Consider the following 26365-nt stretch of genomic DNA (forward strand, 5'->3'; position numbering starts at 1 on the left):
TTCGTCGTTGCCCTCGGCCTTGATCGGCCGGGTCAGGTCGCCTTCGGCGATCTGCTCGGCGGCGGTCAGGGCATCGGCGATCGGCCGGGTAATGCTGTTGGTCAGCAACCAGGCGAACAGGAAGGTCAGGCCGGTGGCGACCACTAGCAGGGCCACCACCAGGTTGAACGCCGAAGCGTACTGCTCGGAGGCCTGTTGGTTGGTGTCGTTGCTCTGCTGGGCATTGATCTCCACCAGCTTGGCGAGTGCGTTGTTGAGCTGATCGGAGTTGGTCAGCAATTCGCTATTGATCAAGGTGGTCAGTTCGCTGAGCTGATTGTTACGCGACAGGTTCTTCATGCGCTCTTCGAGCTGCCGGTACTGGCCAAGCACCTGCACGTACTGCTCGTAGGCCTTGCGTTCCTCCGGGGCGCTGATCAGTTTTTCGTAAATCGCCTGGGCCTTGCCGATCTGCTGGTTGCGCTGGTTGAACAGGTCGAGGATCTTCTGTTGCTCATCCGCCGCACGGTTGGTTACCAGGCGATAGGACAATACCCGCAGGCGCAGAGTCAGTTGGGTGAGGTCGTCGAGGCTCCTGATGCTGGGCACGCTGTTGCTGTTGAGCTCTTCGGCCGCCGCGCGGATCTTGCTCATCTGGTTCAGGGCAAATATCCCCAGGATCAGCATCAGGGCACCGATCAGGGTGAAGCTGAGGAACGCGCGCGGGGCGATGTTCATGTTACGTAGGGACATGGTAGCTACCTGAGAGGGGGGCGCATTCCGTGCGGCTGTTAAGACTTTGGTCTAATGACCTATCGGTCATTAGACCAAAGTCTTAAGCCCCCACGTGTATTTGTTGTTGGCAAAGTTTCCGACAGGGGGTCGGGAACATGTCTTGGCAATTGCAGTCACTAAGGTTCGAAGAAAAGTGCCCCGCCAGGAAAATCAAGGCTTTGCGACAGTTTTCCCCTGGCAAACAGGGGGGCTTTTCTTTATCGTACGCGCCCTTTGAAACTGCCGAGAGATCAAGAAAATGTTGGAAGCTTCCCTGAGTCAACTGGAGCAACTGGTCAGCGAGCTGGTTCAGCAAAAACAGGAACTGCTGGCGACCAATACGGCCCTGAGCGCCGAGCTGGCCAAGGCCAAGGACGAAAACGAAAGCCTGCAACTGAACCTGATGGAGCAGGAAGAAAAGCACGGCGCCACCGCCGCCCGCATCCAGGCGCTGGTCGAACGTGTCAGCGCGGGTCCCGTGAGCGCATGAGAACCAGCAGCGATGGGGTGACCGTTATCTCGATCCTCGGCGAGGACTATTCGATCAAGGCGCCCGCCGGCCAGGAACGGACGTTGCAGGACGCGACCGTGATGCTCAGGGCGGCCTTGGCCGACACCAAGAAAAAATTTCCCACTCTGATCGGCGACAAGTTGCTGGTACTGGCGGCGCTGAACCTGTGTTCGCAGCAGATCGAAGCACGGCAGCTTCACCGCGAGGAACTCGAGCGTTATCAAGAGCAGGTCAGCGCCACGGTCGATGTGATTGCGCGGTCAGTGGGGCAGACGGAATAGTTTCGTTTGAGTGATGTTGGCTGTCTCGGGCCGAAGGAAGACTGGAGCGTTGATGCTGATCAAAGCCTGCTTATATCCAGCGTTGGCTGGAGGGTTCATTTGTCCGTGTTGATAGAGGCGAGTCGCATTGACGACTTTCCTTGGATAAATGAATCCGGCAGGTTGAGCGCTAGGCGATGGGGCTCAAACAGGTTGTGTCAGCCGGTTTTCAAGGCCGTGCAATGTTCAAGGGGTCTATACCAATAAATTAAGAATCCACCCGTTATGGAGGGGGGTATAGGCGAGAATTTTATTGGATACAGTTCCACGGCGTTCCTTGTCGTTAATAACAATGGAGACGGTATCGCCTTTCTGTAGGCCAACAAGAGCCGCGCAGCCCGGATCATCTGGGCCGACGATATGACGCGTGCCATCGGGAAAAACAATCCAAATGTGTAGTTGAAGTGGCATGGTCAGTAACCTCGATTATTCCAAGTAGGGTTATTTTCTATGCCTCAATCGATATTGCTGAGCGCTCGCTGCCTGTCTCATCGCTCAAGGTTGTGAGGATTTTATTTTCGGCAACTGAAGGCGTCTACTGTCAGTCTTGACAGTAGACATGCTGGTCTTTTTATGTTTTGAGTCTGTAGTAAAAGGCGGCAGGTTGTTTTTTATAGATTTTTGTTTTTACGACTGGCTGTTTTGAAATTGAGGTATTGCCACTGTTGCTCAAGGGACAGTGGTTTATTGTGAAATATTATAAGGGCTTGAAGTGTTGGGGCGATTGAAGGGGTGGGTAGGGTACATCGCGCTTTATCTTAAGATAAAGCGCGATTAAAAGAAGTTGGCTCAGATCGACATGACTTCCCGAATATCCGCCGCCAGTTCCCGCACCCGCGCTTCCTCGGTGTCCCACGAGCACATGAAGCGCGCGCCGCCCTTGCCAATGAAGGTGTAGAAGCGCCAGCCCCTGGCGGCCAGCGCGGCGATGGCCGCTTCCGAGAGTTGCAGGAACACACCGTTGGCCTCCACCGGGAACATCAGTTCCACGCCGGGAATGTCCTTGACCAGGCTGCTGAGCAGCTGTGCGCAGTGGTTGGCGTGGCGGGCGTGCTTGAGCCAGGCGTCGTTTTCCAGCAGGCCGACCCAGGGCGCCGAGAGAAAACGCATTTTCGAGGCCAACTGCCCAGCCTGCTTGCAGCGATAGTCGAAATCCACCGCCAGGTCGTGGTTGAAGAACAGGATCGCTTCACCCACCGCCATGCCGTTTTTCGTGCCGCCGAAGCACAGCACGTCGACGCCGACCTTCCAGGTCAGCTCGGCCGGGGTGCAGCCGAGGTAGGCGCAGGCGTTGGAGAAGCGCGCGCCGTCCATGTGCAGGTGCAGGCCGAGTTCCTTGCAGGTGGCGCTGATGGCGCGGATTTCGTCCGGGGTATAGACGCTGCCGACCTCGGTGGCCTGGGTCAGGGTTACCACGCGGGGCTTGGGGTAGTGGATGTCCTGGCGCTTGAGGGCGATTTCGCGGATCGACTCCGGGGTCAGCTTGCCGTTCTCGGTGCGCGCGGTCAGCAGTTTGGAGCCGTTGGAGAAAAACTCCGGGGCGCCGCATTCGTCGGTCTCGACGTGGGCGGTCTCCGAGCAGATCACGCTGTGGTAGCTCTGGCACAACGACGACAGGGCCAGGGAGTTGGCCGCGGTGCCATTGAAGGCGAAGAACACTTCACAGTCGGTTTCGAACAGTTGGCGGAAACCGTCGGCGGCGCGCTGGGTCCATTCGTCGTCGCCGTAGGCGCGCTGGTGGCCGTGGTTGGCCTGTTCCATGGCGGCCCAGGCCTCGGGGCAGATACCGGAGTAGTTGTCGCTGGCGAATTGTTGGCTCTTGTCGGTCATGGCCCGGTCCTTGTGAACGATTATGGTGCGCACTGTAACCAGAATTGAGGTTGTCGCACAGGCACAGTTTCCGTAGGAAAAACCTCTGTCCAACGATCGCGGATCCCCTTGTGGTGAGCGGGCTTGCCCGCGCCGGGGCGCGAAGCGGCCCTGAAAACTGTGATTGCGCTGTGTCAGGTAAAGCGAGGTGTCTGGTTTTACGGCTGCTTCGCCGCCGAGCGCGGGCAGGCCCGCTCGCCACAGGTTTGCGCTCGATTATCGCTGTGCGCCAAGGCATGTCGTAAACGCACCTTTGCGTGGCGTCCATAGGCATCTGATCGGTCTGCGTCGGCCCTACCATCGCATTCAAAGGGCACTGCCGTCAGGCAAAGGCCTTACCGAGACGAATGGCGCACCGCCGCCGCTGGGAGAGACGCGATGTTCAGCAAGCAAGACCAGATCCAGGGTTATGACGATGCACTGATGGCGGCCATGAATGCCGAGGAGCAGCGCCAGGAAGATCACATCGAGCTGATCGCGTCGGAAAACTACACCAGCAAGCGCGTCATGCAGGCCCAGGGCAGCGGCCTGACCAACAAATACGCCGAAGGTTATCCGGGCAAGCGCTACTACGGCGGCTGCGAGCACGTGGACAAGGTCGAGGCCCTGGCCATCGAACGCGCCAAGCAACTGTTCGGCGCCGATTATGTCAACGTCCAGCCGCACTCCGGTTCCCAGGCCAACGCCGCGGTCTACCTGGCCCTGCTCAACGCCGGCGACACCGTGCTGGGCATGAGTCTGGCCCACGGCGGTCACCTGACCCACGGGGCCAAGGTCAGCTTCTCCGGCAAGCTCTACAACGCCGTGCAGTATGGCATCGATACCAACACCGGCCTGATCGACTACGATGAAGTCGAGCGCCTGGCCGTCGAGCACAAGCCGAAAATGATCATCGCCGGTTTCTCGGCCTACTCGAAAACCCTCGATTTCCCACGCTTCCGTGAAATCGCCGACAAAGTGGGCGCCTATTTCTTCGTCGACATGGCCCACGTTGCCGGCCTGGTCGCCGCCGGCCTGTACCCGAACCCGCTGCCGTATGCCGATGTGGTCACCACCACCACCCACAAGACCCTGCGCGGTCCCCGTGGCGGCCTGATCCTGGCCAAGGCCAACGAAGAGCTGGAAAAGAAACTCAACGCCGCGGTATTCCCCGGTGGCCAGGGCGGCCCGCTGATGCATGTGATCGCCGCCAAGGCCGTGAGCTTCAAGGAAGCGCTGGAGCCGAGCTTCAAGGTCTACCAGCAGCAAGTGATCGATAACGCCCAGGCCATGGCCGGCGTATTTATCAAACGCGGCTACGATGTAGTGTCCGGCGGTACCGACAACCACCTGTTCCTGGTCAGCCTGATTCGTCAGGGCCTGACCGGCAAAGAGGCCGATGCCGCCCTGGGCCGTGCCCATATCACCGTGAACAAGAACGCCGTGCCGAACGATCCACAGTCGCCATTCGTCACTTCCGGCCTGCGTATCGGTACCCCGGCCGTCACGAGCCGTGGTTTCAAAGTGGCCCAGTGCGTCGAGCTGGCCGGCTGGATCTGCGACATCCTCGACAACCTCGGCGACGCCGATGTTGAAGCGAACGTCGCCCAGCACGTGACAGCCCTGTGCGCGGACTTCCCGGTTTATCGCTGAGAGCGGTTTTGGAGTAAATGACTATGCAACGCTATTCGGGCTTCGGCCTCTTCAAGCACTCTCTCAGCCATCACGAAAACTGGCAGAAAATGTGGCGCACGCCGACCCCGAAAAAGGTCTATGACGTGGTCATCGTCGGCGGTGGCGGGCATGGCCTGGCGACCGCCTACTACCTGGCCAAGGAGCATGGCATCACCAACGTCGCCGTGGTCGAGAAGGGCTGGCTGGGCGGCGGCAACACCGCCCGCAACACCACTATCGTGCGTTCCAACTACCTGTGGGACGAGTCGGCGCACCTGTACGAACACGCGATGAAATTGTGGGAAGGCCTGTCCCAGGACCTGAACTACAACGTGATGTTCTCCCAGCGTGGCGTCTACAACCTTTGCCATACCCTGCAGGACATCCGTGATTCGGAGCGTCGGGTCAGCGCCAACCGCCTCAATGGCGTCGACGGCGAACTGCTCAATGCTCAGCAGGTGGCGGACGAGATTCCCTACCTGGACTGCTCGAAGAACACCCGCTATCCGGTGATGGGCGCCACCGTCCAGCGTCGCGGCGGCGTGGCCCGTCACGATGCCGTGGCCTGGGGCTTCGCCCGTGCGGCCGACGCCCTCGGCGTGGACCTGATCCAGCAGACCGAAGTGATCGGTTTCCGCAAGGAAAACGGCGTGTGCATCGGTGTCGAGACCAACAAGGGCTTTATCGGCGCCAAGCGCGTCGGTGTGGTCACCGCCGGTAACTCCGGGCACATGGCCAAGCTGGCCGGTTTCCGTCTGCCGATCGAGTCGCACCCGCTGCAAGCGCTGGTGTCCGAACCGATCAAGCCGATCATCGACAGCGTGATCATGTCCAACGCCGTGCACGGCTACATCAGCCAGTCCGACAAGGGCGACCTGGTGATCGGTGCCGGTATCGACGGCTACAACGGCTACGGCCAGCGCGGTTCGTACCCGGTGATCGAACACACCATCCAGGCCATCGTCGAGATGTTCCCGGTGTTGTCCCGCGTGCGCATGAACCGCCAGTGGGGCGGCATCGTCGACACTACCCCGGATGCCTGCCCGATCATTTCGAAAACCCCGGTGCCGAACATGTTCTTCAACTGCGGTTGGGGTACCGGCGGCTTCAAGGCTACCCCCGGTTCGGGCAACGTGTTTGCCGCGAGCCTGGCCAAGGGTGAAATGCACCCGTTGGCCGCTCCTTTCTCCATCGACCGTTTCCACAACGGTGCGTTGATCGACGAACACGGTGCTGCTGCGGTCGCCCACTAACAGGAGAAATCCCTATGTTGCATATCTTCTGTCCTCATTGCGGCGAGCTGCGCTCCGAAGAGGAATTCCATGCTTCCGGCCAGGCGCATATCCCGCGTCCCCTGGACCCGGGCACCTGCACCGACGAGCAGTGGGGCGACTACCTGTTCTTCCGCGACAACCCGCGCGGCCTGCACCACGAGTTGTGGGACCACGTTGCCGGTTGCCGGCAATATTTCAACGTGACCCGCGACACTGTCACCTACGAGATTCTCGAAAGCTACAAGATTGGCGAGAAGCCGCAATTCACCGCTAAAGCAGACAGTTCCAAAGTGCCCGGCGCGGCTGTGGGAGAGAAGGTATGAGCCAGGTCAATCGCCTGTCCAACGGTGGTCGGATCGACCGCAACAAAGTCTTGAGCTTCACCTTCAACGGCCAGGTCTACAAAGGCTTTGAAGGCGACACCCTGGCCGCCGCGTTGCTCGCCAACGGCGTTGATATCGTCGGCCGCAGCTTCAAGTATTCCCGTCCCCGGGGCATCTTCGCCGCCGGTGCCGAAGAGCCGAACGCGGTGCTGCAACTCGGCGCCACCGAAGCGACCCAGATCCCCAACGTGCGTGCTACCCAGCAAGCGCTGTATCAGGGCCTGGTGGCCACCAGCACCAACGGCTGGCCGAGCGTCAACAACGACATGATGGGGATTCTCGGCAAGGTCGGCGGCAAGCTGATGCCACCGGGGTTCTACTACAAGACCTTCATGTACCCGCAGTCGTTCTGGATGACCTACGAGAAGTACATCCGCAAGGCCGCCGGCCTCGGTCGCTCGCCGACCCAGAACGACCCGGACACCTATGACTACATGAATCAGCACTGCGACGTGCTGATCGTCGGTGCCGGCCCTGCCGGCCTGGCCGCCGCTCTGGCCGCCGCGCGCAGCGGTGCGCGGGTGATCCTGGCCGATGAACAGGAAGAGTTCGGCGGCAGCCTGCTCGACTCCCGCGAAAGCCTCGACGGCAAGCCGGCGGCCGAGTGGGTCGCCAGCGTCCTCGCCGAATTGAAGGGCCTGCCGGACGTGCTGTTGTTGCCACGGGCCACCGTCAACGGCTACCACGACCACAACTTCCTGACCATTCACGAGCGCCTCACCGATCACCTGGGTGACCGTGCGCCGATCGGCCAGGTGCGCCAGCGTATCCACCGGGTCCGCGCCAAGCGCGTGGTCCTGGCCACCGGTACCCATGAGCGGCCGCTGGTCTACGGCAACAACGACGTGCCGGGCAACATGCTTGCCGGTGCCGTTTCGACCTACGTCCGCCGTTACGGCGTGGCCCCGGGCAAGAAGCTGGTGCTGAGCACCAACAACGATCACGCCTACCGCGTGGCCCTGGACTGGCTCGATGCCAGCCTGCAAGTGGTGGCCATCGCCGATGCCCGCGGCAACCCACGCGGTGCGTTGGTGGAAGAGGCACGGGCCAAGGGGATTCGTATCCTCACCGGCAGCGCCGTGATCGAAGCCCGTGGCAGCAAGCACGTGACCGCGGCGCGCGTCGCCGCCATCGACGTCAAGGCCCATAAAGTCACCAGCCCTGGCGAATGGCTGGAGTGCGACCTGGTGGCCAGCTCCGGTGGTTACAGCCCGGTGGTGCACCTGGCCTCGCACCTGGGCGGCAAGCCGACCTGGCGCGAAGACATTCTCGGTTTCGTGCCCGGCGAAGCACCGCAGAAACGCGTGTGCGTCGGCGGCATCAACGGCGTCTATGGCCTGGCCGATGCCTTGGCCGATGGTTTTGAAGGCGGCGTTCGCGCCGCCAGCGAAGCTGGCTTCAAGGCCGTCGAAGGCGTGCTGCCCAAAGCCCTGTCGCGTCTGGAAGAGCCCACCCTGGCGCTGTTTCAGGTGCCTCATGAAAAAGCCACCGCACGGGCACCGAAGCAGTTCGTCGACCTGCAGAACGACGTCACCGCCGCCGCCATCGAACTGGCGACCCGCGAAGGCTTCGAATCGGTCGAACACGTCAAACGCTACACCGCGCTGGGCTTCGGTACCGACCAGGGCAAGCTGGGCAACGTCAACGGCCTGGCCATCGCCGCCCGTTCGCTGAACGTGACCATCCCGCAGATGGGCACCACCATGTTCCGTCCGAACTACACGCCGGTGACCTTCGGCGCGGTCGCCGGCCGGCACTGCGGGCATATCTTCGAGCCGGTGCGCTACACCGCCTTGCAAGCCTGGCATGTGAAGCAGGGCGCCAAGTTCGAAGATGTCGGCCAGTGGAAACGCCCGTGGTACTTCCCGCGCAACGGTGAAGACCTGCATGCGGCGGTCAAGCGTGAGTGCAAGGCCGTGCGCGACAGCGTCGGCCTGCTCGATGCCTCGACCCTGGGCAAGATCGATATCCAGGGCCCGGACGCGCGTGAGTTCCTCAACCGTGTGTACACCAACGCCTGGACCAAGCTCGATGTGGGCAAGGCTCGCTACGGCCTGATGTGCAAGGAAGACGGCATGGTCTTCGACGACGGCGTCACCGCCTGCCTGGCCGACAACCACTTCCTGATGACCACCACCACCGGCGGCGCGGCTCGCGTCCTGCAATGGCTGGAGATCTATCACCAGACCGAATGGCCGAACATGAAGGTGTACTTCACCTCCGTGACCGACCACTGGGCGACCATGACCTTGTCCGGGCCGAACAGCCGCAAGCTGCTCAGCGCAGTCACCGACATCGACCTGGACAAGGACGCGTTCCCGTTCATGACCTGGAAAGAAGGCCTGGTCGGCGGTGTGCCGGCGCGGGTGTTCCGGATTTCCTTTACCGGTGAGTTGTCCTACGAGGTCAACGTCCAGGCCGACTATGCCATGGGTGTGCTGGAGAAGATCGTCGAGGCCGGCAAGCAGTACAACCTGACGCCGTATGGCACCGAGACCATGCACGTGCTGCGGGCCGAGAAGGGCTTCATCATCGTCGGCCAGGACACCGACGGCTCGATGACCCCGGACGACCTGAACATGGGCTGGTGTGTGGGCCGGACCAAGCCGTTCTCCTGGATCGGCTGGCGCGGGATGAACCGTGAAGACTGCGTGCGCGAGGAGCGCAAGCAGTTGGTCGGGCTCAAGCCGATCGATCCGACCAAGTGGCTGCCGGAAGGCGCACAGTTGGTGTTCGACACCAAGCAGTCGATCCCGATGAAGATGGTCGGTCACGTGACCTCCAGCTATGCCCACAACTCCCTTGGTTATTCATTCGCCATGGCGGTGGTCAAGGGCGGCTTGAAGCGCATGGGCGAGCGGGTGTTCGCGCCGTTGGCCGATGGCAGCGTGATCGAGGCGGAAATCGTTTCTTCGGTGTTCTTCGATCCCAAAGGGGACCGCCAGAACATCTGACGCCGTAGTCCCCGTGGGAGCGGAGCTTGTCGGATCGCCGCAGCGCTTTGGCGGCTGCAAGGGCCCCTTCGCGGCGGTGCGGCGATCCGACAGGCTCCGCTCCCACACAGGGCCACGGTTGTTCATGAGGTGAGGTCAGGTATTGACCCACCGCAAAGACAGAATTCAACACAGGTGTTTCACATGACCACAGCCAACGTTTACCAACAACGCCCGACTTCCGGGGCCAAGGCCGAGTCGTCGTTGCACCATGCCGACCTCGCCAGCCTGGTGGGCAAGGGCCGCAAGAACGCCGGTGTCACCGTGCGCGAAAAGAAACTGCTCGGTCACCTGACCATTCGTGGCGACGGCCACGATCCGGCCTTTGCCGCCGGCGTGCACAAGGCCCTTGGCCTGGAGCTGCCGGTGGCATTGACCGTCGTCGCCAAGGGCGAGACCAGCCTGCAATGGCTGGGCCCTGACGAGTGGTTGCTGATCGTCCCGAGCGGCGAAGAGTTCGCCGCCGAGAAGGCGCTGCGCGAAGCCCTGGGCGATCTGCATATCGCCATCGTCAATGTCAGCGGCGGCCAGCAACTGCTGGAGCTGAGCGGGCCGAACGTCCGTGAAGTGCTGATGAAGTCCACCAGCTATGACGTGCACCCCAACAACTTCCCGGTGGGCAAGGCGGTGGGCACGGTGTTCGCCAAGTCGCAACTGATGATCCGCCATACCGCCGATGACACCTGGGAGCTGGTGATCCGTCGCAGCTTCTCGGATTACTGGTGGCTGTGGTTGCAGGATGCGGCGGCCGAGTACGGTCTCAGCGTCCAGGCCTGATACAACGATGATTGTGCCCGGGCGGGTTTTGCCGGTTTGACAGGGCCAATGTGGCGAGGGGGCTTGCCCCCGCTGGGCTGCGCAGCAGCCCCAAACCCTGAAAACACGGTCTGTCTGACACTGCGCGATTGCCGGTTTTAGGGCTGCTTCGCAGCCCGGCGGGGGCAAGCCCCCTCGCCACAGTAACTAGGTTCGCCGCAGGTTTTGCATTGCACCTACTGGCGTGCAGGTATTCAAGAACAGGAGTCACCGCATGAGCCGCGCCCCCGATACATGGATTTTGACCGCCGATTGCCCCAGCATGCTCGGCACGGTGGATGCGGTGACCCGCTATCTGTTCGAGCAGGGTTGCTACGTCACCGAGCACCACTCGTTCGATGATCGCCTCTCAGGTCGTTTCTTCATCCGCGTGGAATTCCGCCAGCCCGACGGTTTCGACGAACAGGCGTTCCGCGCCGGCCTTGCCCAGCGCGGCGAGGCCTTCGGTATGTTGTTCGAGCTGACCGCGCCGAACTATCGGCCGAAAGTAGTGATCATGGTGTCCAAGGCCGATCACTGCCTCAACGACCTGCTCTATCGCCAGCGCATCGGCCAACTGTCCATGGATGTGGCCGCGGTGGTGTCCAACCACCCGGACCTCAAGCCCCTGGCCGACTGGCACCAGATTCCCTACTACCATTTCCCGTTGGACCCGAACGACAAGCCGGCCCAGGAGCGTCAGGTCTGGCAGGTGATCGAGGATTCCGGCGCCGAACTGGTGATCCTTGCCCGCTACATGCAGGTGCTGTCGCCCGAGCTGTGCCGCAAGCTCGACGGCAAGGCGATCAATATCCACCACTCGTTGCTGCCCGGCTTCAAGGGCGCCAAGCCCTATCACCAGGCTTACAACAAGGGCGTGAAACTGGTGGGGGCCACCGCGCACTACATCAACAACGACCTGGATGAAGGTCCAATCATCGCCCAGGGCGTGGAAGCGGTGGACCACAGCCATTATCCCGAGGATCTGATCGCCAAGGGCCGCGATATCGAAGGGCTGACGCTGGCCCGGGCGGTGGGTTATCACATCGAGCGGCGAGTTTTCTTGAACGCCAACCGAACAGTAGTGCTGTAAAAGGCGGTCGTTTTACGACCTTCGCGGCGCTGCGGCGATCCGACAAGCTCCGCTCCCACAGTGGACTGCGTAGCCTGGGAGTTACCCCATCAATCGTGGGAGCGGAGCTTGCCGGCGAAGAGGCCCGTAAGAACAACGCAACAACCACAGGCAATAACCCGAGCAATCCGCGCGTTGCCCCCTGGCAACGCGCTGCTACATAAAAACAACAGCGAGGTGAAAGCATGTCTGGCAATCGTGGTGTGGTGTATCTCGGCAATGGCAAGGTCGAGGTGCAGAAAATCGACTATCCGAAAATGCAGGACCCACGCGGCAGGAAGATTGAGCACGGTGTCATCCTGCGCGTCGTCTCCACCAACATCTGTGGTTCGGACCAACACATGGTCCGTGGCCGTACCACCGCCCAGACCGGTCTGGTCCTGGGTCACGAAATCACCGGTGAAGTGATCGAGAAGGGCAGCGATGTCGAGAACCTGAAACTCGGCGACCTGGTCTCGGTACCGTTCAACGTGGCTTGCGGGCGCTGCCGTTCCTGCAAGGAGCAACACACTGGCGTTTGTCTGACCGTCAACCCGGCGCGTGCCGGCGGTGCCTACGGTTATGTCGACATGGGCGACTGGACCGGCGGCCAAGCCGAGTATGTGCTGGTACCGTATGCCGATTTCAACCTGCTCAAGCTGCCGGATCGCGACAAGGCCATGGAGAAGATCCGCGACCTGACCTGCCTCTCCGACATCCTCCCCACTGGCTACCACGGCGCGGTCACCGCGGGCGTTGGCCCGGGTAGCAGCGTGTACATTGCCGGTGCCGGTCCGGTCGGCCTCGCGGCGGCGGCTTCGGCACGCCTGCTGGGCGCGGCGGTGGTGATCATCGGTGACGTCAACCCGATCCGCCTGGCACATGCCAAGGCCCAGGGTTTCGAAATCGCCGACCTGTCCAAGGACACCCCGTTGCACGAACAGATCGCCGCGTTGCTCGGTGAACCTGAAGTGGACTGTGCCGTCGATGCGGTGGGCTTCGAAGCCCGTGGTCACGGCCATGAAGGCGTGAAGCACGAGGCTCCGGCCACTGTGCTCAACTCGCTGATGGGCGTGGTCCGCGTGGCGGGCAAGATCGGTATTCCGGGCCTGTACGTGACCGAAGATCCGGGTGCGGTGGATGCCGCGGCGAAAATGGGCAGCCTGAGCATCCGCTTCGGCCTCGGTTGGGCCAAGTCCCACAGCTTCCACACCGGCCAGACCCCGGTGATGAAGTACAACCGCCAGCTGATGCAGGCGATCATGTGGGATCGGATCAAGATCGCCGATATCGTCGGCGTCGAAGTGATCAGCCTGGATGACGCGCCACGCGGTTACGGCGAGTTCGATGCGGGCGTACCGAAGAAGTTCGTGATTGACCCGCACAAGCTGTTCAGTGCGGCGTAAGCAGTAAAGGGCAAGACGGAAAAAGGGCGACTTCGGTCGCCCTTTTTAATGCTGCGGTCTTTGTTCCGGTCCTGGAAGAGCAAGGTTGTTTTTCGTCTGCTTAAGGTTCCAGGAGCACTACCGGTCTTTTGAAAGCTTAGAGACCGATAACGTTGCTTGCACCCTTTTCGATGATGTCGTAAGAGACATGGACATCTTCCTTCGGATCGAAGCCCGCGAAGGCGTGGATAACGATGGGGGTGTTGCTGTTGTAGGGCAGGGTATAACCCTGGCCCTTTAGCTTATGAGTTTCTACGTGCTTGGGTGGCGGGCAGCCAATTTTCGTTGACGCATAAAGCGGTCGGTCGAGCCGGTAATAACCGGCCGTCGTTTTCTCAAGATTGCTCTCGAGGCCTTCACGCCTGAGGTAATCAGACATATTGCAGTCGTACAACAGGCTGATTCGGGCATTGATCCTGACCTCAAGGTGCTCTTCGTCTGGGCGTTTTTTCAGGAAAAACACAAACTTTCTATAGCCGTTTTCGAGGGGCTGATGTTCCAGGCAGGTCGCATGATCGGTGTCCGTGAGAGCAGACAAGGTGACGATGCCTGCTTCGATGATTGCGCTGGTGAACATATCCATATTCAAGCCTCTGTGCATTGATTGAAGGGGGGTTGTCCCGCACAGTCATCTTCACCAATGTTGAACGGGGGCCGGTGGTAGATAGTTATGGGAACTACCCGTGGCCATTAAAAAACCAAATATGGCAAAAATAGCCAGATTGCTGCGGTGTTGCTATAGTGAGCGGGCCATCCCAGCTTGCGAGCACATGCCATGATTGCTTTGCCTGACCTCCTTGATCTGCCCCGTCAGAATGCCTCCCAGGTGAAGAACAAGTGGGCCGACGTTGTCCGTTTGGTCCATCAGTCCGGCACTGTGGCCGTGACCAACCACTCGACCGTGGAAATGGTGCTGCTGGCCGCCGAGACCTACCAGCAACTGATCGCCGAAGTACAAGCCTACAAGGCCCGGGAGCAATCGGCCCTGGAGGAGTTGACCCAACGTTTCGATGCTCGCCTGGAGGTTCTGCAACAGCCTGAATCCGCCGCTGGCGTGCGCTCGCTGCTGGCGGCCAAAGGCAAGCTGGGCAAGCGGCCCAAGGCAGGGTCCTCTTACTGATGACTGAAGTATTACCCGGCGAACGTCCGTACATTTTCGTCCTGGCGGGTGTCAACGGCGCAGGTAAAAGCTCGGTAGGTGGCGCGCTCCTGGCTGAGCACGGGCTGGATTGGTTCAACCCGGACAGCTTTGCGCGTGAGTTGGTCGGCGCACAGGGCATTGATCCTGTTCAGGCCAATGCCCTGGCTTGGGAGCACGGTCGCTCGCTGTTGGAAGCCGCGCTGCTCCAGGGGCGTAACTACGCGTTCGAAACCACGCTGGGTGGCAACACGATCGCGCGCTTGCTGGCTCAGGCCGCTCGGACTCATGACGTGGTGATGCTGTTTTGCGGATTGTCGTCTGCGGAGCAGCATCTGCAACGGGTACGTTTTCGCGTGTCCGTTGGTGGGCACGATATTGCGGAAAAGAAGATTCGCGAGCGTTGGGTCTCTTCTCGAGCGAATCTGGTCGCTCTGATGCCGCTGTTGGCGCACTTGCAAGTGTTCGATAACAGCGCCGACGCCGCGCCAGGTGAGGATATTCCGGATCCTGCGCTGATTCTGGAGATGGTGGCTGGACAGATCATTTTCCCGGATCCGGAAGATGCCGCCGCCTTGCAGGGCACACCACAATGGGCGCGGCCGCTGGTGCAGGCAGCCATTGAATACCTTCCTGAATAGTCGGTGTGGAACGCGACCCATGCTGTAATGCCCGAGCGTGCTTTGGGCTTAGAGGGCCGCCAGCGGCCCTTGATACAACACCGGTCCGCTCGGCTGCCCAGTCGGCGAGCCGCCTGCCGGTTCAAGACTGACCGCCAGTACCACCGGGGCGTCGAGCAAGGCCCTCTGCGCTTCGCTCAATTCGACCCGACCCTTGCCCTCCTTGGGCACCAGGCCCAGGGACACCGGCTTGCCATCCAGTGGAATTGCCCACAGTTCCAGGCTGCGGTCGGCGGCCACCCCCGCCAGGCTCAGCGGTTCCACTTGCAGGTAGTCGGCATGGGCCTTGACCCGTAACACCGGGGTTTGTGTGCCGCTGAGCAGGGTCGCGCTGGCGCTCACCGGATCGTGACGGTAGAACACGCCCAAGGCCACCACCAACACCAGCGAACAGGCCACCGCGAGGATCCGCAACCCACTCCAGAACGGCTGCTTCTCGGGAAGGTGCAGCCGTTGCGGATCGATCCGCGCGACAATGCCTTGCCAGACGCGATCGGGCACCGGCTGGTCGGCCACGGATTCGGTCAGGACCATCAGGTTTTCCTGCCACTCGGCGACCTGGGTGCGCAGCTTGGCGTCATCGCGCATCAGCTCTTCGAAGCGTCGTCGCGCGGCCTTGGACAGCAGGCCGATGGCATAGTCGGCGGCCAGCTCGCGACGCAGGCGGGGATTCTGGTAGTTCATGATTCAAGGCACCTGCGCAGGCGTTCCATGCCGCGACGTATCCAGGATTTGACCGAACCCAGGGGCGCGGGCAACTGTTCGGCCAGCTCCGGGTAGGACAGGCCGTGGAAATAGGCCAGGGTGATCGCCTGGCGTTGCGGGCCTTCCAGGGTTTCCAGGCAGCGGTTCATGGCCTTGGCCTCGCGGGCACTGTCGAGCAGGTCGTGGGCTGACGGGCTGTCGTCGGTCAGACTGTCTTCCTGCCCATCGTCCAGGGGCACCTCACGGAGCCTGCGCAACTGATCGATGGCCAGGTTGCGGGTGATGTTGACCATCCAGGTCATGGGCGCCGACAAGTGGGCCTCGTAGCGCGAGGCGTTGTTCCAGATGCGCACGAAGCTTTCCTGGAGGATTTCTTCGGCCAGGTCCCCATGGCCCAGGCAGCGCAGGGCCACGCCGTGCAGGCGCGGGGCGACGCGGCGATAAAGCGTCTCGAAGGCGTGGCGGTTGCCCTGCGAGCACTGGGCCAGCAACTGCCTGAGTTGATCGGCGTCGGTGGTGGAAATGGCAGTTCTCCAGACAATCAAAAGACGATGGATGGGCCGCATTTTGCGCTGGTTGCCGGCTCAGGGTAGTTCACGGCGGGCGGTTGTTCCATTCATGGGCTGGACTCGGCTTTTGCGCGGCAGCACCTGGTCGATCGCCTGGATCGCGCCGTTCGGCTGCATGACCTTGTAGGTGCGGATATCGGTGCTGATGCCTTTCTCAGCCTTGATCAGAATGTTGTACGGACCGTTCTTTTATCGGTGCGTCGGGCGGATTCGGCGAGGGCGGAACAAGTCGGGTTTTTTCGACTCCAACGGCAAGTGTCCGGCACCTGTGCCAGATGGCGGGTGATTTTTATAATTCCAGAGGTGTAGCAATGAAGATTTCACGCGGTGTGGTACTGGCTTCGCTCCTGGCATTCGCCGTCACACCGGTATTCGCGGCGTTCAGCCTGAACGATGCGGCCAATGCGGTCTCGTCCATGCAGGGCGGCCAGAATGGCAATGCGACGGCCCCGGCCGGCGGCCTGCTCAGCGCCCTGGGCTCGCAACTGAATGTCACGCCGGAACAGGCCATTGGCGGTACCGGTGCCATGCTGGGGCTGGCGAAGAACAAGCTCAGCGACAACGATTATTCGCAGTTGAGCCAGAGCGTGCCAGGGCTCGACCAGTTGTCGGGCGGTGGCGCCCTGGCCGGTCTGGGTGGTTTATTGGGCCAGTCGGGCAACTCGTCGGCGATGGGCAGCATGCTGGGCAATGTGCAGAACACCAACGACCTGAACAAGGCATTCGGGGCCCTGGGCATGGACAGTGGCATGGTCGGCCAGTTTGCCCCGCTGATCCTGCAGTACCTGGGGCAGCAGGGCGTCGGTGGTCCGCTGCTCAAGAGCCTGGGTGGCATCTGGGGCGCCGGTAGCTGATAAGGCATCGGGTTCGAATAAAAGCGCATCGAACGGTTCAGGTCGTTCGATGCGCTTTTATTGTCTGGGGGCAACGGTATTTTTGCGCCGGGGCGCGGTTTTGTGGGAGCCAGCTTGCCGGAACGCCGCGATGGCGTCCGAACAGGCACCATAAGACTCAAGGGCCCCTGCGCCGACAAGCCGGCTCCCCACGGTTAGTGGTCAAACGGGCCGAGCCGTCGGCTCGCTTTCGCTGCGCAAGGCGGCGATGCGCTGGTCCTTTTCACTCCAGAGTTGGTTGACCCAGCCCTGGATCCACTGGCGAAACAGTGGGTCATTCTCGTAGTCGCCTTGCCACAGATCCGCGCTCAGCTCGCGAGTCTGGAAGTCGATGATGACCTTGGGCAGGTTGCCGCTGATCAGATCCCAGAACCCCGGAATCCGCTCCTGTGGATAGACCACGGTGACATCGAGGATCGCATCCAGCTGTTCGCCCATGGCCGCCAGCACGAAGGCCACGCCGCCGGCCTTGGGCTTGAGCAGGTAGCTGAAGGGCGAGTCTTGTTCCCGGCGCTTGGCCGGGCTGAAGCGGGTGCCTTCCAGGTAGTTGACCACGGTCACCGGCTGGCGCTTGAACAGCTCGCAGGCGGCCTGGGTGATTTCCAGGTCATGGCCCTTGAGTTCGGGGTGCTTGTCGAGGAAAGCCTTGCTGTAGCGCTTCATGAAGGGGTAGTCCAGCGCCCACCAGGCCAGGCCCAGGAACGGCACCCAGATCAGCTCTTTCTTGAGGAAGAACTTGAAAAACGGCGTGCGCCGGTTGAGCGTCTGGATCAGCGCCGGGATATCGACCCAGGATTGATGGTTGCAGACCACCAGATACGAGGTGTCGCGGCGCAGGCCCTCGGCGCCACGAATATCCCAGCGGGTGGGGATGCACCGGGCGAAGATCAGCTTGTCGATCTCGGCCCAGGTTTCGGCGATCCACATCACCGCCCAACTGGCATAGTCGCGAAAGCGACCGCGCAGCAGTAGCTTGAGTAGAGCGAAGATCATCAGCGGGCCGAACAGTACCAGCGTGTTGAGCAACAGCAGGAGCGTGACGAAACTGCCGGTGAGCAGGCGGCGCATACAGGGACTCTTTCAACGCGTTAGGGCGCGCCATGATAAAGGCGGCACGGGCAGACGCCAAATTGTGCAGGGGACGAATGTTTAACAAGGTGTAGGCCAGCTGGGTGCCGATCAACCTGGCGCGAACAGGATCTTTGTAGGCGCTGTCGGTCGACGCCCGATTGCCAGCGATGGCGATGTCATTGCACCACCGCTATCGCCAGCAAGCCGGCCCCCACGGGCGCGGCTGTCCAACTGTCGGGTTTGTTCATGAACCAATGCGCTAATAGCGGTCTAAAATGGCGCCCCTTGTGTGTCCACTTAAAAGGTACAACTGAAGTGAAATCCATTCTTGCCCTGTTGTCCCTCCTGGCCCTGCCGGTCATGGCGGCCGAACCGACCCTCTACGGGCGCTACGAATATATCCAGTTGCCGGAAATCGGCCAGACCTTCAAGGCCAAGATGGACACCGGCGCCCTGACCGCCTCGCTGTCGGCCAAGGACATCGAGCTGTTCAAGCGCGATGGCGAGGACTGGGTGCGCTTCCGCCTGGGTACCGCCGATGCTGGCAACAAGGTCTATGAGCACAAGGTCGCGCGCATCAGCAAGATCAAGACCCGTACCGAGGAAGACGAGGACGGCGAAGCCGCCGACCCGAGCAAGCGCCCGGTGGTGGAGCTGGAAATGTGTCTGGGCCACGTCAAGCGTAGCGTGGAGGTCAACCTGACCAACCGCAGCGGCTTCAACTACCCGCTGCTGATTGGCGCCAAGGCCCTGCGTGAGTTCGGTGCCGCGGTGAACCCGGCCCGTCGCTATACCGCCGACAAACCCGACTGCTGATTGACGCGGCGGCAGGTGTCCGGCACCGTTGCGCGATCAACAGCCGTGCTCGGACGCCATGCCCCATATCCTGATTGTCGAAGACGAAGCGGCGATTGCCGATACCCTGATCTACGCCTTGCAGGGCGAAGGGTTTACCACCACCTGGTTGAACCTGGGGAGCGCGGCGGTCGAGCACCAGCGGGCTCTGCCTGCCGACCTGCTGATTCTCGATATCGGCCTGCCGGATATCAGCGGTTTCGAGGTGTGCAAGCAGCTGCGGCGCTTTACCGAAGTGCCGGTGATGTTTCTCAGCGCCCGCGATGGCGAGATCGACCGCGTGGTGGGCCTGGAAATCGGTGCCGACGATTATGTGGTCAAGCCCTTCAGTCCTCGGGAAGTCGCGGCGCGGGTACGGGCGATCCTCAAGCGCGTGGTGCCCCAGGCGTCGTCGACGGTTGCCAATGAGCGCTTCCTGGTCGATCACGAGCGGGTGCAGATCGTCTATCGCGGCCAACCCTTGAGCCTGACCCGTCACGAATTCCGCCTGCTTGCCTGCCTGCTGGAACAGCCCGAACGGGTCTTCAGCCGCGAGCAGTTGCTCGATGCGTTGGGCGTGGCGGCGGATGCTGGCTACGAGCGTAATATCGACAGCCATATCAAGAGCCTGCGGGCCAAGCTGCGGGCGGTGGCCGTGGCTGCCGAGCCGATCCAGACCCATCGCGGCCTGGGCTACAGCTACAGTCCGGGGAACAGCTGATGCCGTTGGGGATCCGGATTTTCCTGGTGTACTTCCTCTTTGTCGGCCTGACCGGCTATTTCGTGCTGAACACGGTGATGAAGGAAATCCGCCCGGGCGTGCGTCAGTCCACCGAGGAAACCCTGGTGGACACCGCCAACCTGCTGGCGGAAATCCTCCATGATGATGTCAAGACCGGCACCCTGGCCCAGAGCCGCCTGCCGCAAGTGCTCAAGGCCTACGGCCAGCGCAAGCCGGCGGCGACCATCTGGGGCCTGGCGAAGAATCAGGTCAATCACCGGATCTATGTGACCGACAGCCACGGCATCGTGCTGCTTGATTCCGCCGAGCAGGCGGTGGGCCAGGACTATTCGCGCTGGAACGATGTCTACCTGACCCTGCGCGGCGAGTACGGCGCCCGCTCGACCCGGGTGGTGGACGGCGACCCGAACTCCTCGGTGATGCATGTCGGCGCGCCGATCACCGACAACGGCCAGATCATTGGCGTGGTCACGGTGGCCAAGCCCAACAGCTCGTTGCAGCCCTACGTTGATCGTACCGAGCGCCGCCTGCTCTGGTACGGCGCCGGGCTGATCGGCCTGGGCCTGTTGTTCGGCGCGCTGCTGTCCTGGTGGCTGAGCGCGGCGTTGCGACGCCTGACCGCCTATGCCCAGGCGGTCAGTGAGGGGCGCAAGGCCGAGTTGCCGCACTATCGCGGTGGTGAGCTGGCGCAGTTGGCCAATGCCGTGGAGCACATGCGCACGCAACTGGAGGGCAAGGCCTATGTCGAGCGCTACGTGCACACCCTGACCCACGAGTTGAAAAGCCCGCTGGCGGCGATTCGCGGGGCGGCGGAGTTGTTGCAGGGGCAGATGCCGGAAGCCCAGCGCGAACGCTTCGTCGGCAATATCGACAGTGAAAGCGCGCGTATGCAGCAATTGATCGAGCGGCTGCTGAACCTGGCGTTGGTGGAGCAGCGCCAAGTGCTGGAGGAACAGCTCGAGGTACCATTGGCGAGCTTGGTGGATGACGTGTTGCAGGCCCAGGCCGCGCGGATCGAGCGCGCGCATTTGCGCGTGGAGCAGTCGATTGCGCCGGACCTGAAGGTGTTCGGCGAACCGTTCCTGCTGCGCCAGGCCATCGGTAACCTGCTGGACAATGCGCTGGACTTCACGCCGTCCGAAGGGCTTGTGCGCTTCACGGCCGAGCGCCAGGGCCGGCAGTTGTGCTTCACGCTGTTCAATCAGGCCGAGGCGATTCCCGAGTATGCCTTGCCGAGGTTGAGCGAGCGCTTCTACTCCTTGCCGCGACCAGGCAGTGGGCGCAAGAGCACTGGGCTGGGGCTGAACTTTGTCGAGGAAGTGATGAAGCTGCACGGTGGCGAACTGCGCATTGGCAATGTACCCGGCGGGGTCGAGGTCAGCCTGCGCTTTCCCTGATTCGCACGGCATCTCCACACACTCTCCACATTCGCTCCATCACGCCCTCAAACAGGCTGCGCAGACTCTCCCTCATTCCAACAGGGAGAGAACCCATGAACCGCAGTCTGGCTATAAAACTCGGGGCGATTGCCCTACTGATGTTGTTGTTGCTGATCCCCTTGATGATGATCGATGGGATCATCAGCGAGCGCCAGCGCTTGCGCGACGCTGTCCTCGAAGATATCGCCCGCAGTTCCAGCTACAGCCAGCAATTGAGCGGCCCGCTGCTGGTGGTGCCGTATCGCCAGACCGTGCGCGAATGGAAGACCGACGCCAAGGGCGAGCGCTATCAGCAGAGCAGCGAAGTCAGCGGGCGCCTGTACTTCTTGCCGGAGCGCTTCGAAATCGATGGCAAGGTCCGGACCGAGCGGCGCTCGCGGGGGATCTATGAGGCGCGGCTGTTTCACGCCGACAACCAGATCAGCGGTAGCTTCACATTACCGTCGCAATTGGGCATCACGGAAGGCTTCACCGACTACCGCTTCGACGCACCCTACCTGGCGGTGGGTATCAGCGATATCCGTGGCATCGAAAACGCCCTGACCTTGCAACTGGGCAGCCAGAGTCTGGAATTCCTGCCCGGAACCCAGGTCAGTTGGCTGGGCGACGGTGTGCATGTGAACCTGCCGCGTCTCGACAGCCGGGAAGAACAACGCCTCGACTTCGCGTTCGACCTGACCCTGCAAGGCACCGGCCAGTTGCAGGTACTGCCGGTGGGCAAGACCAGCAAGGTGCGTCTGGCCGCCGATTGGCCGCACCCCAGCTTTATCGGCAACTATCTGCCAGCCCAACGGGAAGTGACCGATCAGGGTTTCAGTGCCAACTGGCAGACGTCATTCTTCTCCACCAATCTGCGTGAAGCCCTGAACAACTGCCTGGCCACCACCGACTGCGATGGCTTCAAGTCCCGCAGCTTCGGCGTAAGCTTTATCGAACCGGTGGACCAGTACCTCAAATCCGATCGGGCGATCAAATATGCCTTGTTGTTTATCGCCCTGACCTTTGCCGGCTTCTTTCTGTTCGAAGTGCTCAAGCGTCTGGCGGTACACCCGATCCAGTACGCCCTGGTCGGGGTGGCGCTGGCTTTCTTCTACCTGTTGTTGCTGTCGCTGTCCGAGCATCTGGGGTTTGGCCTGGCGTACCTGGTGTCGGCAGCCGCTTGTGTCGGGCTGATCGGTTTCTATGTCTGCCATGTGTTGCGCAGCCTGACTCATGGCCTGGGCTTCGGTGTCAGCCTGGTCGCGTTGTATGGCTTGCTCTACGGGCTGCTGAGCGCCGAGGACTATGCCTTGTTGATGGGCTCGCTGCTGCTGTTCTGCCTGCTTGGGGTGTTCATGGTGCTGACCCGCAAACTCGACTGGTATGGGATCGGCCAGGGCAAGCCCGCCGAAGCGCTGAACTTCGATATCGGAGCGGCGCATGAGTAGGTCGCTGGGGTTGCGCGAAGATCAGCAGTGGGGCGCCGAGTTGGCGCGCCTGCTCGAGGGCGCCAGGAACGGGGCCTGTCAGTGGACGCCGAACCCGACCCCTGCAGGAGCCGAGCTTGCTCGCGAAGGGGTCGTTGAGTCTGGCATCGTTTGTTCGTCCGCCATCGCTGCGGTGCGGCGTCCCGACAAGCCAGGCTCCGAGGGGCTTCGGTGTGGCTAGAAGGCGTGCGTCTGCTGGCGGCGTTTCCACTGGTTCAGGCGCTGCTGCAGATTCAACGGGCTGTGGATCTGTTGCTGGCGCGCCCGGCTGAACAGGATCAGCGCCAGTTCGGCGGTAGCCAGGGCGTCGGCGCTGGCGTGATGGCGCTCGTGCACCTGCAACTTGAAATAGTCGATCCAGTCGTCCAGCCCGGCTTCGCGCAGGGTTGCGTGCGGGCACAGCAACTGCGCGATGTCGGCCACATCGAAAAACGGATGTTGCAGGCGGTAACCGAGGCTGTCTTTCAGCGCGCGGGCGAGCATGTGCTGGTCGAAGGGGGCGTGGAACGCCAGCAGCGGGCTGTCGCCGACGAACTCCATGAAGTCCAGCAACGCCTGCGCCGGATCGCTGCCGGCGGCCAGGGCGCTCGGACCCAGGCCATGGATCAGCACGCTGGGGTTGACGCTTTGCCCGGGGCGCGACAACGTTCGCTCGAAACACTGTCCCAGGTCGATGGCGCCGTCTTCGATGACCACCGCACCGATGGACAGTACCTGGTCGCGGTTCAGGTTCAGGCCGCTGGTTTCCAGGTCGACGACAATCCAGCGCTGCTCGCGTAACGAACAGCTGCCCAGGGGCTTGGCGGCCGACAGTTGTGTGACCCGCGCCAATGTGGCGGTATCCAGTATCGGCTTGCTGGCTCTCAGCCAGGAAAACAGCTTCACAGCTGATACCGCAGCGCCAGGCTGCTTTGCAGGCGTTGCGCCTGGCGCAGGGCTTCGCGCAGGATGCGCCGGTCCAACTGGTTGAGGCTGTCCGGATCGACCCGGTTGGAGTGCGGCAGGTTGTGCCGGGTTTGCAGTTGATGCTGCTGCAGGCGGGTCTGCTGGATGAAGTGATAGGCCTCTTCATAGGCCGCGCCGTCGAGGCGTTCGATCACCTCCTTGGCCACCAGTTGGCGCAGGCGTTCGATGGTGTTGCCGGCTTCGATGCCGTTGGCCAGTGCCAGCAGGCGGGCGCCGTCGACGAAGGGGGTCAGGCCCTGGACTTTCAGGTCCAGGGTGGCCTTGTCGCCACCGTTGCGGGTCAGCACGAACTCGCGCAAACGGCCCACCGGCGGGCGCTGGCGCAAGGCGTTGTCGGCCATCATGCGCTGGAACAGTCGATTGTCGGCCACCTGATCGAGGATGCCCTGGCGCAGTTGTTGGCAGCCCCGTTCCTCGCCCCAGACCACCCGCAGGTCGAAATAGATGGTCGATGCCAGCAGGTTTTCCGGCGTGGCTTCACGAATAAAAGCGGCGAAGAGTCGGGTCCATTCCGCACGGGACAGGCACAGCTTGGGGTTGCCGGCCATGATGTTGCCCTTGCACAGGCTGAAGCCGCACAGCGCCAGGTTCTGGTTGATCTGTTGCGCCAGGGGCAGCAATTTGCCGCGAATCTCGGCGGCCTGGACGGCATCGCGGGCTTCGAACAGGATGCCGTTGTCCTGGTCGGTGAACAGCGTCTGTTCGCGACGGCCTTCGCTGCCGAAGCACAGCCAACTGAAGGGCACGCCCGGGTCGCCCTTGTCGGCCAGGGTCAACTCGATCACCCGGCAGACGGTGTGGTCGTTGAGCAGGGTGATGATCTGGGTGATCTGGGTCGAAGACGCACCGTGAGCCAGCATGCGCTCCACCAATTGGCCGATCTCGCCGCGAATCGCTATCAGGTTGTCCAATCGCGGCGCGCTGCGGATGGTCCGCGCCAGATGCACCAGGTCGACCCGTTGCAGGGAGAACAGGTCACGCTCGGAGACCACGCCACACAGCCGCTGCTCTTTCACCAGGCAGACGTGGGCGATGTGCCGTTCGGTCATGGCAATCGCGGCGTCGAAGGCGCTGTGGTCCGGGCTCAGGGCGAAGGGCGCCTCGGTCATGTGCCGGTCGATGGGCTGATTGAAGTCCTGGACACCGTCGGCCACCACCTGGCGCAGGTCGCGCAGGGTGAAGATGCCGATCGGGGCCTTGGCCTCATTGGTCACCACTATGCTGCCGACCTGTTGCTCGTGCATCAGGGTCACGGCTTCGCGCAGTGGCGTGCCCGGCGGGCAGGTCACGGGGTGGCGCATTGCCAGTTCGCCTAGGCGGCTGTTGAGCGAGTATTGGGTGCCGAGGGTTTCCACGGCTTTGCGCTGGACTTGCTGGTTGATCTGGTCCAGCAGGCTGCTGACACTGCGCAGGGCAAAGTTGCGAAAGACGTCGGAGGACGAGAACAGCTTGATGAACGCTACTTTGTTCAATTGCAGGCAGAAGGTGTCTTCGCCAGCCAGGTGTTCGGTACGGGTGGCCCGCTCGCCGAGCAACGCCGCGAGGGGGAAACACTCGCCGGTGGTGATTTCGAAGACGGTTTCGCTGCCGTCCTTGGTTGCGTATGGGCGTTCGCCGACCACATGGCCCTGCTTGACGATATAGAAGTGCTCCACCGGCCCGTCGCTGGGCTTGATGATGCTCTCGCCAGTGCCGTAGAAACGCAGCTGGCACTGCTCGACCAGATAGGCCAGATGGGCGTTCTCCATCTGGTTGAAGGGCGGGAATTGCTGCAGGAACTGCAAGGTGCCGTGGATGTTTTGCAACACCGCGGTCTTCCCAGCCTGGGTGAAGGCATCCGCTTTGCTCATGACCGCTATCGCTTTTTTGTGCGTTGTTATGTGGGCGAATAATCGCCGTTGCGAGCATGGTCGGCTCCCTCTCCCCGGGTGCCCATTGGACGTAAGTCTAGGTCTGTGAAATAGCCTACAGTTGAACAAGTAGATTCTTAACAAATCTCGACTTGGAAAACTTTCCGACGAAGTGCACATTGAGCGGCGGTTTAGTGATGTCTGAGCACTGTGCCAGGGAATTGGATTGCCAAGGGATACCAGAGAGCTATATGTCCGACCACGATATTTTGAGCGATGCCGAGCGCGAGGCCATACTGCAGGTGATGCAGGCACCGCAAATGTCATATCAGCGGGTCCTGATCGTCGATGACGACCAGGATGCCCGGGAATTGCTGTCGGAAATTCTTGCCCTGCACGATATCCATTGCGTAACCGCCGCCAGTGGCGCGGCCGCTTTTGCCTTGCTGGAGTCCAATCGCGGCATTGGTTTGCTGATCACTGATTTGCGCATGGCCGACGATGGACTCGATCTGATCCGCAAGGTGCGGGAGTCCGAGCGGGCGGCGTTGCCGATCATCATCGTGTCCGGCAATGCCGATGTGCGCGATGCCATTGATGCGATGCATTTGAGCGTGGTGGATTTTCTGCTCAAGCCGATCGATACCGCGAAGCTGTTGAAGCTGGTCAAGCGTGAGCTGGGGATGGTGGCCTAGGCCCTGTAGGACCGGCGGTCGCGCTCGGTTGCTCGCGATGGGGCACCAGGCAGCGTGGGGTATCAGATGCCCAGCGTTATCGTTGACGTCCATCGCGAGCAAGCTCGCTCCTACATTAGGGAGCGGTGTCGAGATTAGGGCGCGGCGTGTCGAGGTCTCTGGAATGAAAAAGCCCTGATCGTTGCCGATCAGGGCTTTTCTATTAGCCAT

Annotated in this window: 24 protein-coding genes and 1 pseudogene; 17 read left to right on the plus strand and 8 right to left on the minus strand. The window is 61.7% G+C overall.

Annotation, left to right across the window (positions count from 1 at the left end):
* Positions 1–9: 9 nt before the first annotated feature.
* Positions 10–732 (minus strand): annotated as a pseudogene (locus tag PFEN_RS31690) (MCP four helix bundle domain-containing protein); the annotation flags it as partial.
* Positions 733–1012: 280 nt separating this feature from the next.
* On the opposite strand from PFEN_RS31690, the gene PFEN_RS26490 reads away from it, so the two are divergent.
* Complete coding sequence (locus PFEN_RS26490; RefSeq protein WP_191489557.1) at positions 1013–1243, plus strand: hypothetical protein; 231 nt, start codon at positions 1013–1015, stop codon at positions 1241–1243.
* Complete coding sequence (locus PFEN_RS26495; RefSeq protein ID WP_191489558.1) at positions 1240–1545, plus strand: cell division protein ZapA; 306 nt, start codon at positions 1240–1242, stop codon at positions 1543–1545. Before PFEN_RS26490 ends, PFEN_RS26495 begins: the two co-directional genes overlap by 4 nt.
* 828 nt (positions 1546–2373) lie before the next feature.
* Here the strand turns inward: PFEN_RS26495 and PFEN_RS26500 are convergent.
* On the minus strand, positions 2374–3414 hold the full coding sequence (locus PFEN_RS26500; protein WP_191489559.1) for a low specificity L-threonine aldolase: 1041 nt from the start codon (positions 3412–3414) through the stop codon (positions 2374–2376).
* A 417-nt stretch (positions 3415–3831) separates the two neighbouring features.
* On the opposite strand from PFEN_RS26500, the gene glyA reads away from it, so the two are divergent.
* From glyA to fdhA, 7 genes are all read left to right on the plus strand, one after another.
* Positions 3832–5085, plus strand: coding sequence for a serine hydroxymethyltransferase (glyA, locus tag PFEN_RS26505; protein ID WP_191489560.1), 1254 nt, complete (start codon positions 3832–3834; stop codon positions 5083–5085).
* Positions 5086–5108: 23 nt separating this feature from the next.
* Positions 5109–6359: a sarcosine oxidase subunit beta gene (locus PFEN_RS26510; RefSeq protein WP_191489561.1), complete on the plus strand. Its 1251-nt coding sequence runs from the start codon at positions 5109–5111 to the stop codon at positions 6357–6359.
* A 14-nt stretch (positions 6360–6373) separates the two neighbouring features.
* Complete coding sequence (locus PFEN_RS26515; protein WP_191489562.1) at positions 6374–6703, plus strand: sarcosine oxidase subunit delta; 330 nt, start codon at positions 6374–6376, stop codon at positions 6701–6703.
* Positions 6700–9717 carry a sarcosine oxidase subunit alpha gene (locus PFEN_RS26520; protein WP_191489563.1) on the plus strand — a complete coding sequence of 1006 codons (3018 nt, stop codon included), beginning with the start codon at positions 6700–6702 and terminating at the stop codon, positions 9715–9717. The genes PFEN_RS26515 and PFEN_RS26520 overlap by 4 nt, the downstream gene beginning before the upstream one ends.
* A gap of 183 nt (positions 9718–9900) precedes the next feature.
* On the plus strand, positions 9901–10533 hold the full coding sequence (locus tag PFEN_RS26525) for a sarcosine oxidase subunit gamma (RefSeq protein ID WP_191489564.1): 633 nt from the start codon (positions 9901–9903) through the stop codon (positions 10531–10533).
* Positions 10534–10786: 253 nt separating this feature from the next.
* The gene (purU, locus tag PFEN_RS26530; RefSeq protein ID WP_191489565.1) at positions 10787–11644 is read left to right on the plus strand and encodes a formyltetrahydrofolate deformylase; all 858 of its coding nucleotides are present in this window, start codon (positions 10787–10789) and stop codon (positions 11642–11644) included.
* 224 nt (positions 11645–11868) lie between these two features.
* Entirely contained in the window at positions 11869–13068 is a 1200-nt protein-coding gene (fdhA, locus tag PFEN_RS26535; RefSeq protein ID WP_191489566.1) for a formaldehyde dehydrogenase, glutathione-independent, read from the plus strand.
* A gap of 136 nt (positions 13069–13204) precedes the next feature.
* Here fdhA and PFEN_RS26540 read toward each other — a convergent pair whose 3' ends face one another.
* The gene (locus PFEN_RS26540) at positions 13205–13690 is read right to left on the minus strand and encodes an ecotin family protein (RefSeq protein WP_191489567.1); all 486 of its coding nucleotides are present in this window, start codon (positions 13688–13690) and stop codon (positions 13205–13207) included.
* A 192-nt stretch (positions 13691–13882) separates the two neighbouring features.
* Here PFEN_RS26540 and PFEN_RS26545 point away from each other — a divergent pair, with 192 nt between their 5' ends.
* Positions 13883–14227, plus strand: a complete 345-nt coding sequence (locus PFEN_RS26545; RefSeq protein ID WP_191489568.1) for a type II toxin-antitoxin system Phd/YefM family antitoxin — start codon at positions 13883–13885, stop codon at positions 14225–14227.
* Positions 14227–14886 carry an AAA family ATPase gene (locus tag PFEN_RS26550; RefSeq protein WP_191489569.1) on the plus strand — a complete coding sequence of 220 codons (660 nt, stop codon included), beginning with the start codon at positions 14227–14229 and terminating at the stop codon, positions 14884–14886. The genes PFEN_RS26545 and PFEN_RS26550 overlap by 1 nt, the downstream gene beginning before the upstream one ends.
* A 48-nt stretch (positions 14887–14934) precedes the next feature.
* Here PFEN_RS26550 and PFEN_RS26555 read toward each other — a convergent pair whose 3' ends face one another.
* Both PFEN_RS26555 and PFEN_RS26560 read right to left on the minus strand, forming a co-directional pair.
* Positions 14935–15609: an anti-sigma factor domain-containing protein gene (locus PFEN_RS26555; protein WP_191489570.1), complete on the minus strand. Its 675-nt coding sequence runs from the start codon at positions 15607–15609 to the stop codon at positions 14935–14937.
* Positions 15606–16196, minus strand: a complete 591-nt coding sequence (locus tag PFEN_RS26560; protein WP_191489571.1) for a sigma-70 family RNA polymerase sigma factor — start codon at positions 16194–16196, stop codon at positions 15606–15608. The genes PFEN_RS26555 and PFEN_RS26560 overlap by 4 nt, the downstream gene beginning before the upstream one ends.
* Before the next feature lie 314 nt (positions 16197–16510).
* Between PFEN_RS26560 and PFEN_RS26565 the strand changes: the two genes are divergently transcribed.
* Positions 16511–17053 carry a DUF2780 domain-containing protein gene (locus PFEN_RS26565; RefSeq protein ID WP_191489572.1) on the plus strand — a complete coding sequence of 181 codons (543 nt, stop codon included), beginning with the start codon at positions 16511–16513 and terminating at the stop codon, positions 17051–17053.
* A 201-nt stretch (positions 17054–17254) separates the two neighbouring features.
* Here PFEN_RS26565 and PFEN_RS26570 read toward each other — a convergent pair whose 3' ends face one another.
* Positions 17255–18160 carry an acyltransferase gene (locus PFEN_RS26570; RefSeq protein ID WP_191489573.1) on the minus strand — a complete coding sequence of 302 codons (906 nt, stop codon included), beginning with the start codon at positions 18158–18160 and terminating at the stop codon, positions 17255–17257.
* A gap of 318 nt (positions 18161–18478) precedes the next feature.
* Between PFEN_RS26570 and PFEN_RS26575 the strand changes: the two genes are divergently transcribed.
* The 4 genes from PFEN_RS26575 to creD all read left to right on the plus strand — a co-directional run bounded on the left by PFEN_RS26575 (position 18479) and on the right by creD (position 22605).
* Positions 18479–18979: an ATP-dependent zinc protease gene (locus tag PFEN_RS26575; protein ID WP_191489574.1), complete on the plus strand. Its 501-nt coding sequence runs from the start codon at positions 18479–18481 to the stop codon at positions 18977–18979.
* 58 nt (positions 18980–19037) lie between these two features.
* On the plus strand, positions 19038–19718 hold the full coding sequence (creB, locus tag PFEN_RS26580) for a two-component system response regulator CreB (RefSeq protein ID WP_191490264.1): 681 nt from the start codon (positions 19038–19040) through the stop codon (positions 19716–19718).
* Positions 19718–21136 carry a two-component system sensor histidine kinase CreC gene (creC, locus tag PFEN_RS26585; protein ID WP_191489575.1) on the plus strand — a complete coding sequence of 473 codons (1419 nt, stop codon included), beginning with the start codon at positions 19718–19720 and terminating at the stop codon, positions 21134–21136. Before creB ends, creC begins: the two co-directional genes overlap by 1 nt.
* 95 nt (positions 21137–21231) lie before the next feature.
* Positions 21232–22605 (plus strand): cell envelope integrity protein CreD, encoded by a 1374-nt coding sequence (gene creD / locus PFEN_RS26590; protein WP_191489576.1) that lies wholly within the window; start codon positions 21232–21234, stop codon positions 22603–22605.
* A gap of 216 nt (positions 22606–22821) precedes the next feature.
* On the opposite strand, the gene PFEN_RS26595 is transcribed toward creD, so the two are convergent.
* Both PFEN_RS26595 and PFEN_RS26600 read right to left on the minus strand, forming a co-directional pair.
* Positions 22822–23529: a PolC-type DNA polymerase III gene (locus PFEN_RS26595; RefSeq protein WP_191489577.1), complete on the minus strand. Its 708-nt coding sequence runs from the start codon at positions 23527–23529 to the stop codon at positions 22822–22824.
* Complete coding sequence (locus PFEN_RS26600; RefSeq protein ID WP_191489578.1) at positions 23526–25460, minus strand: putative nucleotidyltransferase substrate binding domain-containing protein; 1935 nt, start codon at positions 25458–25460, stop codon at positions 23526–23528. The genes PFEN_RS26595 and PFEN_RS26600 overlap by 4 nt, the downstream gene beginning before the upstream one ends.
* A 251-nt stretch (positions 25461–25711) precedes the next feature.
* Between PFEN_RS26600 and PFEN_RS26605 the strand changes: the two genes are divergently transcribed.
* Entirely contained in the window at positions 25712–26155 is a 444-nt protein-coding gene (locus PFEN_RS26605; protein WP_191489579.1) for a response regulator, read from the plus strand.
* Positions 26156–26365: the final 210 nt, after the last annotated feature.

The organism is Pseudomonas sp. FEN (assembly GCF_904067045.1).
Classification (GTDB): Bacteria; Pseudomonadota; Gammaproteobacteria; order Pseudomonadales; family Pseudomonadaceae; genus Aquipseudomonas.

Excerpts from the sequence above, each read along its gene's own strand:
- fdhA (WP_191489566.1), top strand. The coding sequence starts at position 11,869 with ATGTCTGGCAATCGTGGTGTGGTGTATCTCGGCAATGGCAAGGTCGAG.
- PFEN_RS26515 (WP_191489562.1), top strand. The coding sequence starts at position 6,374 with ATGTTGCATATCTTCTGTCCTCATTGCGGCGAGCTGCGCTCCGAAGAG.
- creD (WP_191489576.1), top strand. The coding sequence starts at position 21,232 with ATGAACCGCAGTCTGGCTATAAAACTCGGGGCGATTGCCCTACTGATG.
- glyA (WP_191489560.1), top strand. The coding sequence starts at position 3,832 with ATGTTCAGCAAGCAAGACCAGATCCAGGGTTATGACGATGCACTGATG.
- PFEN_RS26520 (WP_191489563.1), top strand. The coding sequence starts at position 6,700 with ATGAGCCAGGTCAATCGCCTGTCCAACGGTGGTCGGATCGACCGCAAC.
- creB (WP_191490264.1), top strand. The coding sequence starts at position 19,038 with ATGCCCCATATCCTGATTGTCGAAGACGAAGCGGCGATTGCCGATACC.
- PFEN_RS26545 (WP_191489568.1), top strand. The coding sequence starts at position 13,883 with ATGATTGCTTTGCCTGACCTCCTTGATCTGCCCCGTCAGAATGCCTCC.
- PFEN_RS26560 (WP_191489571.1), bottom strand. The coding sequence starts at position 16,196 with ATGCGGCCCATCCATCGTCTTTTGATTGTCTGGAGAACTGCCATTTCC.
- PFEN_RS26540 (WP_191489567.1), bottom strand. The coding sequence starts at position 13,690 with ATGGATATGTTCACCAGCGCAATCATCGAAGCAGGCATCGTCACCTTG.
- PFEN_RS26605 (WP_191489579.1), top strand. The coding sequence starts at position 25,712 with ATGTCCGACCACGATATTTTGAGCGATGCCGAGCGCGAGGCCATACTG.
- PFEN_RS26565 (WP_191489572.1), top strand. The coding sequence starts at position 16,511 with ATGAAGATTTCACGCGGTGTGGTACTGGCTTCGCTCCTGGCATTCGCC.
- PFEN_RS26490 (WP_191489557.1), top strand. The coding sequence starts at position 1,013 with ATGTTGGAAGCTTCCCTGAGTCAACTGGAGCAACTGGTCAGCGAGCTG.
- creC (WP_191489575.1), top strand. The coding sequence starts at position 19,718 with ATGCCGTTGGGGATCCGGATTTTCCTGGTGTACTTCCTCTTTGTCGGC.
- PFEN_RS26600 (WP_191489578.1), bottom strand. The coding sequence starts at position 25,460 with ATGAGCAAAGCGGATGCCTTCACCCAGGCTGGGAAGACCGCGGTGTTG.
- PFEN_RS26550 (WP_191489569.1), top strand. The coding sequence starts at position 14,227 with ATGACTGAAGTATTACCCGGCGAACGTCCGTACATTTTCGTCCTGGCG.
- PFEN_RS26500 (WP_191489559.1), bottom strand. The coding sequence starts at position 3,414 with ATGACCGACAAGAGCCAACAATTCGCCAGCGACAACTACTCCGGTATC.
- PFEN_RS26525 (WP_191489564.1), top strand. The coding sequence starts at position 9,901 with ATGACCACAGCCAACGTTTACCAACAACGCCCGACTTCCGGGGCCAAG.
- purU (WP_191489565.1), top strand. The coding sequence starts at position 10,787 with ATGAGCCGCGCCCCCGATACATGGATTTTGACCGCCGATTGCCCCAGC.
- PFEN_RS26495 (WP_191489558.1), top strand. The coding sequence starts at position 1,240 with ATGAGAACCAGCAGCGATGGGGTGACCGTTATCTCGATCCTCGGCGAG.
- PFEN_RS26510 (WP_191489561.1), top strand. The coding sequence starts at position 5,109 with ATGCAACGCTATTCGGGCTTCGGCCTCTTCAAGCACTCTCTCAGCCAT.
- PFEN_RS26555 (WP_191489570.1), bottom strand. The coding sequence starts at position 15,609 with ATGAACTACCAGAATCCCCGCCTGCGTCGCGAGCTGGCCGCCGACTAT.
- PFEN_RS26570 (WP_191489573.1), bottom strand. The coding sequence starts at position 18,160 with ATGCGCCGCCTGCTCACCGGCAGTTTCGTCACGCTCCTGCTGTTGCTC.